This window comes from Rathayibacter sp. PhB127, assembly GCF_003751665.1.
GTDB lineage: Bacteria > Actinomycetota > Actinomycetes > Actinomycetales > Microbacteriaceae > Rathayibacter > Rathayibacter festucae.
Genome location: NZ_RKHW01000001.1, coordinates 1,676,719 through 1,693,619, shown reverse-complemented (window position 1 = coordinate 1,693,619; position 16,901 = coordinate 1,676,719). Strand labels below are relative to the sequence as shown.

The following is a 16,901-nucleotide window of genomic DNA, read 5'->3' as shown; positions in this document are numbered from 1 at the left end:
GTGTCGAGAGTCGTGATCGTCTCGGGCGCCTCGAGCGGCTTCGGGGTGATGACCGTCCGCGAGCTCGCCCTCGCCGAGACCGTCAGGTCTCGAGACGCCGCTCCGCGGCTGCTCGACCAGCATGAGGACGGCCCGCCCCGCGGCTCGGCGTCAGCCTGCTTCCGCCGTCTCCGCAGAGCGGCCCCCTCATGCTGATCGACCAGCGCCCGAAGTGCGCCCCCTCATGCTGATCGAGTAGCGCCCGCAGGGCGCGTATCGAGATCCACCGCACCCCCACGCGCCGCCGGCTCCGCCCCGTCGTACCGCGCCCGCGCCGCCTGCACCGCCGGCAGCTGCCGGTCGGTCCAGCGCAGCAGCGCGTCGACCAGCTCGTTGAGCGTGTCCCCGATCGGCGAGATGCGGTACTCGACCGCGATCGGCCGGCTCTCGAGGACGACGCGGCTGATCATCCCGTTGCGCTCGAGCCGGCGCAGTGTCGCGGTCAGCGACTTCTGCCCCACCGCCGGGACGGCCCGCCGCAGCTCGTTGAAGCGCAGCGGCCGCTCGCAGAGCTGATCGAGCACCTGCAGCGACCACTTGTCGAGCAGCTCGTCCAGCAGCTCGCGGTGCGGAGCGTCGACCTGCAGCAGCTCGGTCGCGGTGGGGGCGGCGGTGGGGGCGCCGGTCGGGGCGGCGGGCTCGGTGTCGTCCATGCCACCTAGTCTCGTTGAAGTGCCCTTCGTGCACCAGGTAGACAGAGGGAACCGCCTACCCGAGAGAAGGACACGATGACCGTCAGCACCAGCTCCCCCGAGGGGATGCTCCAGCCCGTGAACTACGACCACGTCTCGGTCGCCACCGGCAGCCGTCACGTGCACGTCGCCGGTCAGATCGCGCGCGACGGCGCAGGGAACCGCCTCGCCCCCGACGACCTCGCCGGCCAGGTCGCCCAGGTCCTCCGCAGCACCGCCCGGGGGCTCGCCGGAGCCGGCGCCACCTTCGACGACGTCGTCCGGCTCCGCTTCTTCCTCACCCGCTCCACCCCGGAGATGTTCGCCGAGTGGGTCGCGGGGATCGAGCAGGTGCGGGAGGAGCTCGGCCTGCCGGACCCGCTGCCGCCGCTCTCCGCCATCGGCGTCGACTTCCTCTTCGAGCCCGACGTGCTGGTCGAGCTCGAGGCCTACGCCGTCCTCGACTGACCCGCGGCGCACTCGAGAGGAGTTCTGCTCGAAGGGTGTGACACGACGGTGGATCTCGATACGCCCGCTCCGCGGGCTACTCGATCAGCATGGGGGCGCTGCGCCGGCAGTTCGCCCAGCCCGTCCGGACCCGCGCCTCCTCGCTGGTCGAGTAGCGCCGAAGGCGCGTATCGAGCCCCGCCCGCCGCAGCACTCAGTCCCCCAGCATCCCGATCAGGGTCATCCCCGATGCCGCGCCGCTCACGACCTCCGAGAATCGACTCATGCCTCCAGCCCCGTCCCGCCCGCGCCTCGCGCGCGCCCTCCTCGTCGCCCTGGTCGGCGGCCTGCTCCTGGGCGGGCTCACCAGCCTCCTGCAGGGCTCGCTGCCCGGGCCGGTGAACTCCTTCGCCAACTCCTCGGGTGGCTGGTCGATGCTGGTCTTCGCGCTGGTGCGACTCGGCGGCGCGCGGCCCGTGGCGGCAGCGGCGCTCGGCCTCCTGACCTTCTGGGCCCTCCTCGAGGGCTACGACCTGGTGACCGCCGCCCGCGGCTTCGGCTACTCCCCGCCCTTCTCCGACGTGTTCTGGCTGCTGGCCGTGCCGGCCGGGCCGATCCTCGGCGCCGCCGCCGCACTGACGCTGCACGGCACGACGCCCTGGCGCGTGCTCGCGGTCGCCCCGCTGTCCGGCGTCCTGATCGGCGAGGGCGCCTGGGCCCTGGCGAACGTCGCCGACACCACCAGCCCGGTCTACTGGTGGCTCGAGATCGTCCTCGGCGCGGCGTTCCTCGCTCTCGCGGTAATTAGGAGGCGACCGCGGTGGCCGATCGCCCTCGCCGCCGTCGCGGTCACGGCGGCGGCCGCGCTCGCCTTCGTCGTCGTCTACTCCGTCCTGTGAGCCCCCGCCGTCCCGGATCGCCCGCACGATCCCTCCCCGTCCTCGCCGCCGGCCTCGCGCTCGTGCTCTCCGGCTGCTCGTCCCCGAGCGCGCCCGCCGCCTCGCGTCCGCCGACGCCGCTCCCGTCGATCTCCGCCGCATCGTCTCCGGAACCCGCCCCCGTCGACGTCTCCGCCGAGCTCGCCGCCCTCGAGGCAGAGTTCGACGCGCGGATCGGCGTCAGCGCCGTCGACACCGGCAGCGGCCGGCAGGTCCTGCACCGGCAGGACGAGCGCTTCGGCTACGCGTCGAGCATCAAGGCCCTGGCCGCCGCGGAGTTCCTGCGCAGCGTCCCCGCGGACGAGCGCGACGAGGTCGTCACCTGGACCGCGGCGGACGTCGAGGCCGCCGGCTACTCCCCCGTCACGGGCGAGAGCATCGACGGCGGGCTGCCGCTGGCGCAGCTGGCCGAGGCCGCGGTCCGCCGCAGCGACAACACGGCGCTGAACCTGGTGCTCGACCGCCTCGGCGGGCCTGTCGCCCTCGACCGGGCCCTCGAGCAGCTCGGCGACACGACGACCGACGTCGTCGACGAGGAGCCCGCCCTCAACACGATCGCCCCGGGCAGCACCGCGAACACCACGACTCCGGCGGCGTTCACCGCCGATCTCACCGCCGTCGCACTCGGCGAGGCCCTTCCCGCCGCGGATCGCGCGCTGCTCCTGGACTGGATGAGCGGCAACGCGACCGGCGACGCGCTGATCCGCGCGGGCGCTCCCGAGGGCTGGACCGTCGCGGACAAGTCGGGCGGCGCGGGCGGCCTCCGCAACGACGTCGCCGTCGTCACGCCTCCCGGCCGAGACCCGATCGTGCTGTCCGTCCTGACCTCCCGCGACGACCCGGAGGCGGACTACGACGACGCCCTCGTCGCGCGGGCGGCCGCTGTCGTGCTGGGGGCTCTGCAGTAGCCGGACGAAGGTGAGCGTCTGTCTGCCGCTCCGACCCCCCTCGGGGTGGTGTGTCGCTCGTCGGGGAGTCCCTATCCTGACGAAGCTGGGAGGCTCCCTGAATCCTTCCACAGGCTCGGCACCCGCTCCGGAGGTTCGCCCTCGGAGGTCCGCGAGCACGCGGTTCGTCCTCCCTCGGGAGGGTCGAGAAGCGCCTACCCGACAACCCGATGCACGGCCGCTCCGGCGTCCGCGCCGCGGCGGCGTCACCGCGGCAGTGCCGCACTCCATCAGCCCGGACCGCAGCGACGCGTCCTTCGGCACCGCTCCCCGGCGCGGCACCGATCCGCCGCCCGCTTCGAGGCTCCCTCGTCGACGCGCTCCGGGCGACCTCCGCACCGCACCAGTCCCCTCCCCGCACAGCACGAGTCGATCGGACGACACCACATGCCCCCGACCACCCGCTCCAGAACCGCCCTCCCCCTCCTCCGCCGCCCCAAGGACGCCCTGCGCGTCCTTGCGATCGCCGCCGCCGTGGCGATCGGCGTCACCGGAGTGTCGATCCCGGCCGCGTCGGCCGCGGAGGGCAGCGCCTCCCACGGGCCGGACGGCACGCACTACCCCTCCGACACCCCCGACATCCGCTCCGGTGTCGCGGACTACACCGTCGTCGACGCCGCCGCGTCCGGCTCGGCGATCCGCAAGGCCCTCGACTCGCTCACCCGCACCCAGATCGCGGAGGGAGCCGTCGTCCGGGTCGCCCCCGGTCACATCTCCGACCTGTCCGCGCTCAACGGCTACCGCAACACCGGCAGCGAGAAGGTCCTGGTCACCGCCCGAGACGGCTTCCAGTCGGTCACCGGCGGCAATTGGGCGCTGCGCTCGGTCACCGGCATCACGCTGATGCGCTTCGACATCGACTCGCTCGACGTGAAGGGCGCCACGAACGCCTCGTTCGCCTGGCTGCGGATCAACAAGAACTGGCTCGGACTCGCCGCGTCGGCGGGCGTGCCGGTGCGCGACGTCGAGCTGATCGAGGTCGTGGTGCCGGACTCGACGGTCAAGAGCGCCGACTCGGCGCAGATCAAGGCGTTCTCGCCGGACGTGATGGGCGACGTCCTGGTCGAGGGCAGCTACCTGGCGCCGTCCTACTACGTCGACGCCGTCTACGGCGGGTCGAACCCGGCACGACCGCACACCGACACCCTCCAGATCGAGGGCAGCGGCGTCACCGGCCAGATCACCCTCCGCGACACGGTCGTGTTCACCTCCAACAACAGCGCCGTCATCGTCGGCGGCGTCCGGAACGTGGCGTTCGAGGACTCGTTCATCGTCGGCGGCCCGCTCGCGATGAAGCGCTACCCCTTCCTGCGCGGCGGTGCCGGCTACGCCGGTGCGATCAACGGCGCGGGCAGCGTCAGCGCGATCCAGGGCACCGGAGGCGGCAACATCGACGCCTCCGACTCGATGCTCGCCGGCTCGCTCCAGCCGAAGTGGGACACCGTCACGAACACCGTCACGAACATCGCGGGCAAGACCGCGACCCGCGGCGGCTTCACGCTCGACAGCACGCTGAGCTCGATGAGCGTCGACGAGCTCGACGAGCGGAGCCCCCGCCCGACCACGGCTCGCCTGGTCGACATCTGGGACGACGTCGACATGCCGACCCCCACGCCGACCCCGACCGCGACGCCGACGGCCACTCCGACGCCGACCGCGACGCCGGAGCCGACCGTGACCCCCACGGCGACCCCCACGGCGACGCCGACCGCGACGCCCGAGCCGACCGCGACCCCCGAGCCGACGTCGACCCCGACGCCGACCAAGACCCCGGAGCTCCCCGCGGAGACGCCCGACGGTGAGGACGGCGGAAGCGGCCCCGTCGCCGACACCACCGCCCCGAAGGTCGCGATCACCTCGCCGTCGGCCGGCGCCGTGATCAGCGGCTCGACCACCGCCACCGTCACCGCGACCGACGACACCGCCGTCACCGGCGTGGCGTTCTACCTCGGCAACCTCAAGGTCGGCGACGGCACGAAGACCGGGGGCAGCACCTGGTCGCTGACCACCAGCACCGCCGGCATGCGCGGCACCTTCCCGCTCACCGCCCGGGCGACGGACGCGGCGGGCAACGTCGCCGCGAGCGCTCCCGTGACGGTGACGCTGCGCTAGCTCCCCGCGCTCAGCCCCGAAGGGCCGGCCCCTCGGCAACGAGGCGCCGGCCCTTCGCCGTCCCCGCTGATCGCGCAACCGCGCAGCGCCCCACCCCCCGCCGGTCGAGCAACCGAGCAGCGCCCCCGCGATTCATGCTGGTCGAGTAGTCGCGCAGCGGCCCACCATGCTGGTCGAGTAGCCGCGCAGCGGCGTATCGAGACCCACCGTCCCCAGACCCTCGCCGGCCGCGGCATAGTAGAGCCCGAATCGGCGTCAGCGCCAGTGCCCCACTGACGGGGCACGTCCCGTACATTGGCCGTGGAAGCACGCCACCCCTCCCCTTTCCCTGCCGCGCTGCCTCCACCTCCCCCGTCGACTCCGACGCACCGCCGTCCCCGACCCTCCTCCGCGCACCACCCGCCCTGCTCTCCCCGCACCGACCGCCCGGACCGCACCGCCGCGGGACTCCGAGGCCCCTTGAGGACCCCGGACCGTTCAGCGCCTCGAGGCTTCTGCCGCGCCGTGCTCCGGGCACCCCTTCCCCCGCTGCCCGACCCGATCGGAAGACACCCCATGGCACCAGCCACTCCCCCCAGGTCGTCCCCCTCCCGTCCGCTCCGCCCCGCCGCGCGCCACGCACGCCCCCGAGCGAGGACCGCCCTCGCCCGCCTCCTCGCGATCACCGCCGCCGTCGGGATCGTCATCGGCGCGACAGTGCTCCAGGACGCACCGGCCGCCTCCGCCGCCGTCTCCGTCATCACCTCCGGGCCCGACGGCACGCACTACCCCTCGGACACCCCCGACATCCGCTCCGGGCTCCCCCGCGGCGCCACCGTCGTGGATGTCGCGGCCTCGGGCCCGGCGATCCGCACCGCACTCGACCGGCTCACCGCGAACCAGATCGCGAACGGCGCCGTCGTCCGCGTCGCCCCCGGCCGCGTCGCCGACCTCTCGGCCCTGAACGGCTACACCAACAGCGGTGCATCCAAGGTCCTGATCACCGCGCGCGACGGCTTCCGCTCGGTGACCGGCGGCGACTGGGCGCTGCGCGGGGTCACAGGCATCACGCTGATGCGCTTCGACATCGACTCGCTCGACGTCAAGGGCGCGAAGCACGCCTCCTTCGCCTGGCTCCGCATCGCCGACAACTGGCTCGGTCTCGCGGCGTCGGCGGGCCTGCCCGTGCGGGACGTCGAGCTGATCGAGGTCGTCGAACCCGACTCGACGGTCAAGAACGCCGACTCGGCCCAGATCAAGGCCTACGCTCCCGACCAGCTGAGCGACGTCCTGGTCGAGGGCGGCTACTTCGCGCCCTCCTACTACGTCGACGCGAGGTACGGCGGCAACCGCGAGCCGCGCCCGCACACCGACACCCTGCAGATCGAGGGCTCCGGGATCACCGGCCAGGTCACGCTCCGCGACACCGTGGTGTTCGCCTCGAACAACAGCGCCGTGATCATCGGCGGGGTCCGCAACGTCGCCTTCGACGAGACCCTCGTCGTCGGCGGCAGCACGGCCGCGCAGCGCTACCCGTTCCTCCGGGGCGGTGCCGGCTCCGCGGGAGCGCAGAACGGCCCCGGCAGCCTGAGCGCGATCCAGGGCTCGGGCGGCGGCAACGTCGACGCGTCCGGCTCGACCTTCATCGGCTCGCTGCAGCCCTCCTGGGACTCGGTGACGAACACGCGGACGAACCTGCCCGGCAAGACGGCGCGATCGGGCGGCTTCACGGTCGACCAGAGCCTCGGCTCGCTGACCGCCGCCGACCTCGACGCGCGCAGCCCCCAGCCGACCACGGCCTACCTCAGCGGCATCTGGGACGACGTCGACCTCCGCGCCAGCGGCAGCACCCCGGCGGCGACCGCGACTCCGAGCGCCGCGCCGACGTCGACGCCCACGACCGCTCCGGCGCCCCCCGCTCCGGCACCGACGGCGACCCCGTCCGCGCCCGATGGGCCCGATTCGCCCGCGGAGCCGGAGATGCCCGCCGAGGACACCTCCGCCCCCGAGGTCGAGATCACCGCGCCGGAGCCGGGTGACGTGCTCGGCGGCCCGGCGATCGCGACTGTCTCCGCGACCGACGACGTCGCCGTGACCGGGGTCGTGTTCCTCGTCGAGGGTGTCGAGATCGGCGACGGCGTCCAGACCGACGAGGACACCTGGTCGCTGGCCTCCGACACCGCGGGGCTGCAGGGCACGTTCGCGCTCACCGCCCAAGCGACGGACGCGGCGGGCAACACGACCGAGAGCGCCCCGGTCTCCGTGACGCTCCAGTAGCGTCCGCAGACCGACGAAGGGCCGCTGTGCTGAGCGCACGGCGGCCCTTCGTCCTGCGCCCGAGCGACGCGACGGCCCGCGCCAGTCGCGCCGGCGGCACTGCGCGGCTGGGAGAAGGGTGTGACACTTCCTCAGGTCACCGCTTTGCTCCGCCGAGCCCACACAGGAGTCGCAGATGCACACACGCCCACCGCAATCCCACGGACAGCGCCGACCGAGCAGCAGGCCGCTCGACGTCGCGGCGTCCCTCGTCCTCACCGTCGGTCTGCTCGGTGCGGCCGCCCCCGTCGCTCAAGCGGAGACGATGCCGACGGCCGCGGCAGCCCCGACGCCCGCCGCCACCCCGACACCCGCCGCCACCCCGACACCCGCTCCGCAGCAGAACGGGGGGCTGAAGACGTCGATCACGGCGACCTTCGGCAGCGCACCCGACGACATCCTCAACATCTACTCGAGGGTCCACTTCGTTCTCACCGTGACGAACATCACCGACGGAGTGCTCGGCGTGAACCTCGTCGAGTGGCCCGGCTTCGGAAACACGCTCGACCTCCTTCCCGGCGAGTCGAAGGTCTTCTCCGAGAGCGTGTTCCTCGGCGGTGACTCGCTGCGCAAGGGCACGTGGTCGGACCCGATCAAGCTCGAGACGTGGAACACCCCGTTCGGGGAGAGGACTCCGGTGACGGTCGTTCCCGACATCCCCCTCCCGAGCGCCCAGCTGGAGAAGCGCGTCCCGTCGTTCTGGGATCCGATCGTGCCGGAGCCGACCCCGACGCCCACGCCCACGCCGACGGCCAGCACGCCGGACCCGGCACCCCTCCCGGTGCCGACCGTCGCCACCCAGGAGATCACGGTGACCGTCACGGGGAAGTTCCTGACGGAGCCGGGTGAGCTCGTGAAGGAGGGCACTCGCGTCGAGTTCTCGCAGGACGTGAAGAACACGGGACCGGTCGACATCACGAAGGTCCTCGGTCGCGAGAAGCTCGCGGTCGGCGAGTCGTTCCACCTGACCACGACCGAGGCCGTCGTCACCGCGCAGAACCTGAAGGACGGGTTCGTGACGCCGGAGGCGGAGTCCTCGAACGAGATCCTTCCAGGCGGCACCCGGGTCATCGTGTCGGCGCCGAAGCTGCCCATCCCCGCCAAGGCTCCGGTGTCCACGGAGAAGCCGGATCTCGAGGTGAAGGTCTCCGGCACGTTCCAGGTGAAGGAGGGCGAGCCCGTCGTCGCCGGCACGAAGGTGGAGTGGGTCGCCGCGCTCATGAACACCGGGGACACCGCTCTCCGCGACGTCCAGGTCGCCGACAGCGAGAAGCTCGCCGAGCTGCCCGTCGGCAAGACCGGCGTGGTCTCCTTCGAGAGCACCGTCAGCGAGCGCGACGTGCTCGATCACTCGATCTCCGTCGCCGCTGCGGCCACGGCGATCACGAGGGACGGCTACGACTACTCGAAGCAGACCCTCGGTACCCTCGCCATCCCCGCGACGACTCCTGCCCCGGCCGGTCCCGACGCCCCCGCGCCGGCGGGACCCGCATCCCCCGCTGCAGTCGGCGCCGACGGTCAGCCCGCCGCGACGCCGTCCAGCGCCACGGCAGCCCGGTCGGCCACCGAGATCGCCACCTCGTCGAACCGCGGTGAGGTCGCCACCTCGGCCGCCGCGGGGGCGACTCGGTCGACGGCCGGTCACCTCGCCTCCACCGGTTCCGATGCCGCCGCCGTGCTGCCCGCAGCGGGGGTCCTCGCCCTGCTCGGCGCCGTCGGCGTCTTCCTGGGCCGCCGGCGCAGGAGTCGCACCGTCACCGAGTGACGATCGTGCCGGGCCGGCGACGACACCCTCCTCCACCGACTCGGCTCCCACACTCAGGGAAGGGCCGCCGTGCACCCTGCGCGGCGGCCCTTCTGCGCGCCCGGCGACCCGACGCGCCGCGCCAGTCGATGCGGAGAACAGACGTGACCACGAGAGCGGTGTGAGACTTTCTCGCGTCCACGTTGCTCCGCCGAGCCCCGACAGGAATCGAAGATGCTCACACCCTCACCTCGCCCGCACGGCCCGCGCCGATCGAGCAGCAGACCGCTCGACGTCGCGGCCTCCCTCGTCCTCACCGTCGGTCTGCTCGGCTCCGCCGCGCCCGCTGCCTTCGCGGCCGACGCGGCGCCGGCCGCCCAGCCTCAGGCCGCACCGTCCTCGCCGGCGACGGTCGCCGTGAAGCCCGCCCTCGAGCGGTCGGTCACCGCCGTGTTCGAGCCGTTCGACACCGGGAACCCCGGTCAGAAGGGCGTCCGGGTGAAGTACACGGTGCGCCTCAAGAACACCGGCGACGTCCCGCTGAACGTCTTCCTCAAGGAGATCCCGCAGCCCGGGAACGCACCGATCAAGGTCGCCGTCGGGGAGACCAAGGACGTCACCCGGCCCTCCATGCTCACCGATGACGAGCTGCGCAGCGGCGTCTGGTCCTTCTCCACAGCCGGAGACGCCTACGCCCCCGACGGATTCCGCATCGACGCGAGCGTGAGCGCCACGATCCCCGTCCCCGGTGCGCAGCCGGCCACGCCGACCCCCGCACCCACGCAGCCCGCCACGCCGTCTCCGACGCAGCCCGCCACTCCTGCACCCACCTCGGCGCCGGCGGTCGAGCACCCCGCCCTGGAGCGGACGGTCACCGCCACTTTCATCCTTCAACCCACCACCGATGGAAGCGAGCCTGCCGTCGAGATCGGGTTCACGATCCACCTCAAGAACACCGGCGACGTCCCACTGAACGTGTTCCTCGACCGCTACAGCCGGCCGGGCGTTGGTCCAATCCCACTTGCGGTGGGCGAATCCAAGGACCTCGACCATGACAACGACTTCGTTGGGGTGAGCAAGCTGGCGAGTGGTTCATGGCGCTTCACTACCGGGGGGACGGCTTACACCCCGAAGGGAGCTCGCATCGATGCAGGCATCGACACCTCGATTCCTGTTCCACAAGGGATTTTGCCCGTACCGACGCCCACGCCGACGCAGCCCGCCACGCCGACTCCTGCACCGACGCAGCCCGCTGTGCCGAGCACGCCGACGCCGGGTCCTTCGATGGCGCCGGCCAGCGCCGATCCTGCGGTGACGGTGACGATCACGGGGAAGTTCTTGACGGAGCCGGGTGAGCTGGTGAAGGAGGGCACGCGTGTCGAGTTCACGTACGACGTGAAGAACACCGGCGGAGTGGATCTGAAGGACGTCCTCGGGCACAAGACGTTCAAGGTCGGGGAGTCGTTCCTGCTGAACACGACGGAGGCCGTGGTCAGTGCGCAGAACCTCAAGGACGGCTTCGTCTCGGCGCAGTCGAAGCTGGTCCGGGGAACGCTCCCGGACGGTTCGCGCGTGACGGTCTCGGCGCCGTTCGAGTACAAGCTGCCCATTCCGGAGAAGCCGCCGATCCCGGTGCCGGCGCCGGATCTGGACGTGACGATCGCCGGAACGTTCCAGGTGAAGGAGGGCGAGCCCGTCGTCGCCGGCACGAAGGTGAAGTGGGTCGCCCAGCTCACCAACACCGGCAACGTCGCACTGCGCGACGTGCAGGTCTCGGACAGCGACAAGCTCGCCGAGCTGCCCGTGGGTGAGACCGGCGTGGTCTCCTTCGAGACCACCGTCACCGAGCGCGACGTCTTCAACCACTCGATCTGGGTCGCATCACTCGCCACCGCCACGACGCCCGACGGGACCGCGTTCAGCAAGCAGACCCTCGGCACCCTCGCCATCCCCACGGTGACGCCGACGCCGACGCCCACCCCGACGCCCACCCCGACGCCCAGCCCGACCGCGACCCCCACGGCGGGCCCCACTCCGGTCGGCCCCGACGTCCCGCCGAGCGGCGGCGCCGTCGCGCCTGCCGCCGAAGCGGCGAGCAGGGCGGGCAAGGAGATCGCGGTCCCGACCGCCCCCGCCGCAGCATCGTCGTCGTCGAGACAGTCGACCGCGGGTCGCCTCGCCTCGACCGGATCCGACGCCGCCGCCGTGCTCCCCGCCGCCGGAGTCCTCGGACTCCTCGGCGCGATCGGCGTGCTCCTCGGCCGCCGCCGCCGGCGCAACGGCACCGCCACCGAGTAGTCACCACGACGAGCCGGCGGGTGATGGCGGTCACCCGCCGGCTCCTCACGTACCACCCGGATCGGGGTGGTCCTCCCCCGGACCCACCCCGCGGAGCGGGGGCAGCGAGGACTTGGGAACACAGCCTTCTCGGCCAAACAGCACATTCCGTGCCATTTTCTTCCGGCCCTCAGAGCCGGCGCCATACGTTTCCCCCTGTTGCTCAGCGCACCGCTCGGTTCGACCGAGTGCCGCCGCCCCGCCGATGCTCATCGAGTTCGGACGGGAGCGGCCCGGCCGCTGCTGAGCCGCCCGGAACGCACCGCTGCGTGTCTCCGGGGCTCCTCCCCCGTGCGAGGTCCCCGGTCCGTCGCGCCTCGGAGTCCTCGACCCCCTGCGTCGGCGATCCGTCACTCCGCCCTCCGATCGAAAGACACCGCCATGTCACGCATCACCTCCGCCACCCCGTCCACCCGCCGCACCCGCGCACTCCTCCGCTCCCTCGCGGTCACCGCCGCCGTCGGGATCGCCGCCACCGGTGCCTCGTTCCAGATCGCGCCGGCCGCCTCCGCCGCTCCGGCCGCGGCCGCCGCGAGCGCCTCGACCTTCGGCCCGGACGGCACGCATTACCCCTCCGACACCCCCGACATCCGCTCCGCACTCCCCGCCGGCACGACCGTCGTCGACGTCGCGGCCTCAGGCCCCGCGATCCGCGCCGCGCTCGACGCCCTCACGCCCGGCCAGATCGCCGCCGGCGCCGTGGTCCGCGTCGCCCCGGGACGCATCGACGACCTCTCCGCGCTCGACGGCTACACGAACGACGGCCCGCTCAAGGTGCTGATCACGGCGCGCGACGGCTTCCAGTCGGTGACCGGCGGCAGCTGGATGCTGAAGGGCGTCACCGGCATCACGCTGATGCGCTTCGACATCGGCTCGATCGATGTGAAGGGCGCGACGCACTCCTCGTTCGCCTGGCTGCGGGTCGCGAACAACTGGATCGGCCTCGCCGCCTCGTCGGGGATCCCGGTGCGCGACGTCGAGCTGCTCGAGATCGTCGAGCCGGAGTCGAAGCTCAAGAGCGGCGACTCGGCGCAGATCAAGGCCTACTCCCCGAACACGGTGAGCGACGTGCTGGTCGCGGGCGACTACATCGCCCCCTCCTACTACCTCGACAAGCAGTACGGCGGCGGCTCGAACCCCGCGCGCCCGCACACGGACAGCCTCCAGATCGAGGGCGCCGGCATCGTCGGCCAGGTCACCGTCCGCGACACCGCCGTGTTCAGCTCGAACAACAGCGCCGTCATCGTCGGCGGCGTGAAGAACGTCCTCTTCGACCACGCGCTCATCCTCGGCGGCGACGTCGCGGCGCAGCGCTACCCGTTCCTCCAGGGCGGCGCCGGCTACCCCGGGGCCGTCAACGGCAAGGGCAGCGTCAGCGCGGTCCAGGGCAAGGGCGGCGGCAACGTCGATGCGACCGACTCGATCTTCACCGGCTCGCTGCAGCCCACCTGGAACGCCGTCTCCGGTTCCCGGACCACCCTGACCGGCAAGGTCGCCCGCAGCGGCGGCTTCTCCGTCGACACGGCGCTCAGCGCGCTGACCGCCGCCGGCCTCGACGCGCTGGCTCCGCGGCCGACCACCGCCCTCCTCACCGGCGCGTGGGATCGGGTGACCGTCTCGGGCGGCACGACCGCCGCGTCCGCAAAGGTCGCCACGCGGACGGCGGCTCCGGCGCCCGCAGCCTCGGCCGCGCCGAAGTCGGCAACGCCGGCTCCGAAGTCGACCTCCACTCCGAAGACCAGCGCTCCGCAGGCCGCGACCGCCCCGAAGGCTCCCGCGACGCCCGCGCCCGCTGCCACCCCTGCGTCGGCCGCTGCGAAGCCCGCTCCGAAGAAGGCCGCCGTCGACCGGACCGCGCCGACCGTCGCGATCACCTCGCCGCGCACCGGCACGGTGCTGGGCGGCTCGACGACCGCCACCGTCACCGCGACGGACGACACCGTCGTCAGCCGCGTCACCTTCCTCCTCGGCGGCACCGAGGTCGGCGACGCCGCGCAGAACGCCGACGGCACCTGGTCGCTGACCACCCGCACCGCGGGCAAGCACGGAACCTTCCCGCTCACCGCCCGCGCGACCGACGCCGCCGGCAACAGCACCGTCAGCGCACCGGTCACCGTCACCCTGAAGTAGCCTCCGGGCGCGCGCATCATGCTGATCGAGTAGCCCGCGGAGCGGGCGTATCGAGATCCACCGCCGTCGGAACGCGAGTCTGCAGACCCGCCCTGCTGGTGACGGCGGGTCTCGATACGCCCCTGGCGGGGCTACTCGACCAGCATGACGCGGCGCAGCCGCGTCCCTTTCCCTCACCACCGAGACGCGAAGCGGCTTCGCCGCTCGATACGCCCCTGCGGGGCTACTCGACCAGCATGACGGGGCGAGGCCGCGTCCTCTCCCTCACCACCGAGACGCGAAACGACGATCGCGGCGGTCGCGTGCTCACTGCAGTACGCCCTCCGCGAGGGCCTGGAACTCGTAGACGAAGCCGCCGTCGGTGCCGCTGATCGTCGCGTAGGCCCGCGTCGTGCCGTGCTCGATCGCGATGTTCGTCGCAGAGCTCAGCCCGGTCGACTCGTCCGCCGGCACCGAGACGGTCTGCAGGAGCGCGCCGGAGGTGTCGTAGACGAGGATCTCCGGGCGGCTGTGCAGGCCGACGTAGAGGTTGCCGTCGGCGTCGACCGCGATCGAGTCGACCTGGCCGATGCCGGGTGAGGCGTGGATCGCCGGGAACGCGGTGGCGACCTCGGTGCCGTCCTCCGTCAGAGTGATCCGGTCGATCCGGTTGCCCGTGTTGAGGCTCACCCACAGCTCGTCGTGGCCGGGCGAGAAGGCGATGCCGTTCGGGGACGGCAGCTCGCTCGCCAGCACGGTCGCCGCACCGGTAGCCGGGTCGACGCGGACGACGCGGCCGGACGCCTCCCAGTACGGGTCCTGCGCGCCGGCGGCGTCGGTGACGTAGAGGGCGCCGTCCTCGCCGAACGCGATGTCGTCCGGCTGCATCGGGACGCCGTCGATCGGGCCGGTGACGACGTCCCGGACGTCCTCGCCCTCGGCGGTCATGCTCCGCACGGAACCGCTGAGGAAGTCGGTGACGTAGAGCCGCCCGTCCCCGGGGTGGAACTGCGCGGAGGTGAGCGCGGAGGCGTCGTCGGTCCAGACGGGCTCGACGCTCTCCTCCTCGAGGTCGATCCGGAGCACCTTGCCGGCGCCGGGCGGGGCGGTGACGTCGACGACGGAGAGGCTGCCGTCGGGGCCGAAGGTCGGGCCCTCGAGCAGGGTCATGCCGGTCGTCTCGTGCACCTCCGTCACCTGCAGCACCCGCTCGGCGGTGACGACCGACGGGGTCGCCGACGCGGGTGCGGCCGCGGGATCACCCGCGTCGGTGCAGCCCGCCAGGGCTCCGGCGAGCAGCACCGGGACGGCGATCGCCGGCCGCCTCATCGCGAGGCTCCGACGCCGGCGCCGACGAGCACGTCGCCCATCCCGTCCTCCCGCCAGGCGCGCAGCAAGCGGTGGAACGCGATCGGTCCGGGGCTGTAGCTCGCGCCGCCGATCGAGCGGGTGCCCTCGCCGTTGTAGTAGCCGGGCGTGCACTCGGCCTGGAACGCGCGGGTGTCGGCCGCGGTCTCCTGGATCGTGCGGACCCACGCCTCCTCCGCCTCGGCCGTGGGCTCGAGGTACCTGGCGCCGACCTCGCGGCCGCGGGCGATGACGGCGGCGATGTGCTCGGCCTGCTCGAGCAGGATGTGCGCGAAGTTGACGGAGTTGGCGTTCTGGATGCCGCTGAGGTGGAAGAGGTTCGGGAAGCCGTGCGTCGAGAAGCCGTGCAGGGTGCGCGGGCCGCGGGCCCACGCCTCCAGGAGCGTCCGGCCGTCACGGCCGACGACGGGCAGGGTGCCGGACAGGACGCCGGAGATGCCGACCTCGAAGCCGGTGGCGAAGACGACGCAGTCGACCTCGTAGGCGGTGTCGCCGACGACGACCTCGGTCTCGGTCATCCGGGTGATGCCTCCGGTGTCGGCGGTGTCGACGAGGCGGACGTTCGGGCGATTGAAGGTGGGCAGGTAGGTGTCGCTGAAGCCGGGGCGCTTGCACATGTAGCGGTACCAGGGCTTGAGTGCCGCGGCCGTCGCCGGGTCCTCGACCGTCGCGTCGACGCGGGTGCGGAGGCGGTCCATGGTGTCGAGGTCGGCGAGCTCGTCGCGCCGCTCGCGCTCCTCGGCCGGGAGCGAGGTGTCGACGGCGCCGGAGAGGATCTGGCGCTGCAGCTCGACGGTCTTCGTCCAGCCGTCCTGCACGAGCGATTCGTCGACCGGTTCGCCCGCGAGCACGGCGAGGAAGTTCTCCATCCGCTCGCGCTGCCAGCCCGGACGCAGCGACGCGACCCACGCCGGGTCCGTCGGCCGGTTGTCGCGGACGTCGACGGTGGAGGGTGTGCGCTGGAAGACGATCAGCTCCTGGGCGTCCGCGCCGATGTGCGGGATCACCTGGAGGCCGGTCGCGCCGGTGCCGACGACGGCGACGCGCTTGTCGGCGAGGCCGGTCAGCCCGCCGTCCGGGGTGCCGCCGGTGTAGCCGTAGTCCCAGCGCGAGGTGTGGAAGGTGTGCCCGCGGAAGGTCTCGATGCCCGGGATGCCCGGCAGCTTCGGCTGGGTCAGGGTGCCGGAGGAGGTCACGACGAAGCGGGCGCGGAAGGCGTCGCCGCGGTCGGTCTCGACGAGCCACTCCTCCGCGTCCTGGTCCCAGGTCGGTGCGGTGGCGCGGGTCTGGAAGAGGGTGTCGCGGTAGAGGCCGTAGTGCTCGGCGATCGCGACCGCGTGCCGGCGGATCTCCTCGCCCGGCGCGTAGCGCTCGGACGGGATCGTGCCGACCTCCTCGAGCAGCGGGAGGTAGACGGAGGACTCCACGTCGCAGCGCACGCCCGGGTAGCGGTTCCAGTACCAGGTGCCGCCGACGTCGCCCGCCTCGTCCATCAGGCGCAGCGAGTCGACGCCCGCCTCGCGCAGCCGCGACGCGGTCAGCAGACCGCCGAAGCCGGCGCCGATCACGAGCGCCTCGACCCGGTCGGTCACCGGCTCGCGCTCGACGCGCTCCGTGTAGGGGTCCTTCGCGTAGTAGCCGAACTTCCCCGCGGCACGGCGGTACTGGCTCGCGGCGTCCGGGCGGGCCCGGCGGTCCCGCTCGGCGCGGTACCTCTCGCGGGCGGCCTCGAGGCGGCGCTCGTCGTCGGGGGTGAGGATGCTGTCGGTCGGCGTTCGGTCGGTCATGGCGGCTCGCTCTCGTCACGCGCATCGGCGCGACGGCGGACCCCGTGACGGGGCGACGGCGGGACTCCCCCGCGGGCGCCGACACGACTCCGGATCGGTTTCTTGCT

11 protein-coding genes are annotated in these 16,901 nt (G+C 72.8%); 8 read left to right on the top strand and 3 right to left on the bottom strand.

Annotated elements, in window-relative coordinates:
• Positions 1-221 precede the first annotated feature (221 nt).
• Positions 222-692 (bottom strand): helix-turn-helix domain-containing protein, encoded by a 471-nt coding sequence (locus EDF22_RS08075; RefSeq protein WP_123703826.1) that lies wholly within the window; start codon positions 690-692, stop codon positions 222-224.
• A gap of 75 nt (positions 693-767) precedes the next feature.
• Here EDF22_RS08075 and EDF22_RS08070 point away from each other — a divergent pair, with 75 nt between their 5' ends.
• From EDF22_RS08070 to EDF22_RS08030, 8 genes are all read left to right on the top strand, one after another.
• Positions 768-1,178 (top strand): Rid family hydrolase, encoded by a 411-nt coding sequence (locus EDF22_RS08070; protein WP_123703824.1) that lies wholly within the window; start codon positions 768-770, stop codon positions 1,176-1,178.
• 263 nt (positions 1,179-1,441) lie between these two features.
• Positions 1,442-2,056 carry a DUF6518 family protein gene (locus tag EDF22_RS08065; RefSeq protein ID WP_123703822.1) on the top strand — a complete coding sequence of 205 codons (615 nt, stop codon included), beginning with the start codon at positions 1,442-1,444 and terminating at the stop codon, positions 2,054-2,056.
• Positions 2,053-3,003 (top strand): class A beta-lactamase, encoded by a 951-nt coding sequence (gene bla / locus EDF22_RS08060; protein WP_185038809.1) that lies wholly within the window; start codon positions 2,053-2,055, stop codon positions 3,001-3,003. The genes EDF22_RS08065 and bla overlap by 4 nt, the downstream gene beginning before the upstream one ends.
• A 426-nt stretch (positions 3,004-3,429) precedes the next feature.
• Positions 3,430-5,154 carry an Ig-like domain-containing protein gene (locus EDF22_RS08055; protein ID WP_123703818.1) on the top strand — a complete coding sequence of 575 codons (1,725 nt, stop codon included), beginning with the start codon at positions 3,430-3,432 and terminating at the stop codon, positions 5,152-5,154.
• 555 nt (positions 5,155-5,709) lie between these two features.
• Complete coding sequence (locus EDF22_RS08050) at positions 5,710-7,410, top strand: Ig-like domain-containing protein (RefSeq protein ID WP_123703816.1); 1,701 nt, start codon at positions 5,710-5,712, stop codon at positions 7,408-7,410.
• Positions 7,411-7,585: 175 nt separating this feature from the next.
• A complete protein-coding gene (locus tag EDF22_RS21245; protein WP_185038807.1) occupies positions 7,586-9,214 on the top strand; it encodes an LPXTG cell wall anchor domain-containing protein in 1,629 nt (542 codons plus the stop codon).
• Between the two features lie 213 nt (positions 9,215-9,427).
• Positions 9,428-11,491 (top strand): LPXTG cell wall anchor domain-containing protein, encoded by a 2,064-nt coding sequence (locus EDF22_RS08035; protein WP_123703809.1) that lies wholly within the window; start codon positions 9,428-9,430, stop codon positions 11,489-11,491.
• Between the two features lie 420 nt (positions 11,492-11,911).
• Positions 11,912-13,660: an Ig-like domain-containing protein gene (locus EDF22_RS08030; protein ID WP_123703807.1), complete on the top strand. Its 1,749-nt coding sequence runs from the start codon at positions 11,912-11,914 to the stop codon at positions 13,658-13,660.
• 306 nt (positions 13,661-13,966) lie between these two features.
• Here the strand turns inward: EDF22_RS08030 and EDF22_RS08025 are convergent, their stop codons facing one another.
• Entirely contained in the window at positions 13,967-14,968 is a 1,002-nt protein-coding gene (locus tag EDF22_RS08025) for an SMP-30/gluconolactonase/LRE family protein (protein WP_123703805.1), read from the bottom strand.
• Positions 14,965-16,794 carry an NAD(P)-binding protein gene (locus EDF22_RS08020; protein WP_123703803.1) on the bottom strand — a complete coding sequence of 610 codons (1,830 nt, stop codon included), beginning with the start codon at positions 16,792-16,794 and terminating at the stop codon, positions 14,965-14,967. The genes EDF22_RS08025 and EDF22_RS08020 overlap by 4 nt, the downstream gene beginning before the upstream one ends.
• Positions 16,795-16,901 lie beyond the last annotated feature (107 nt).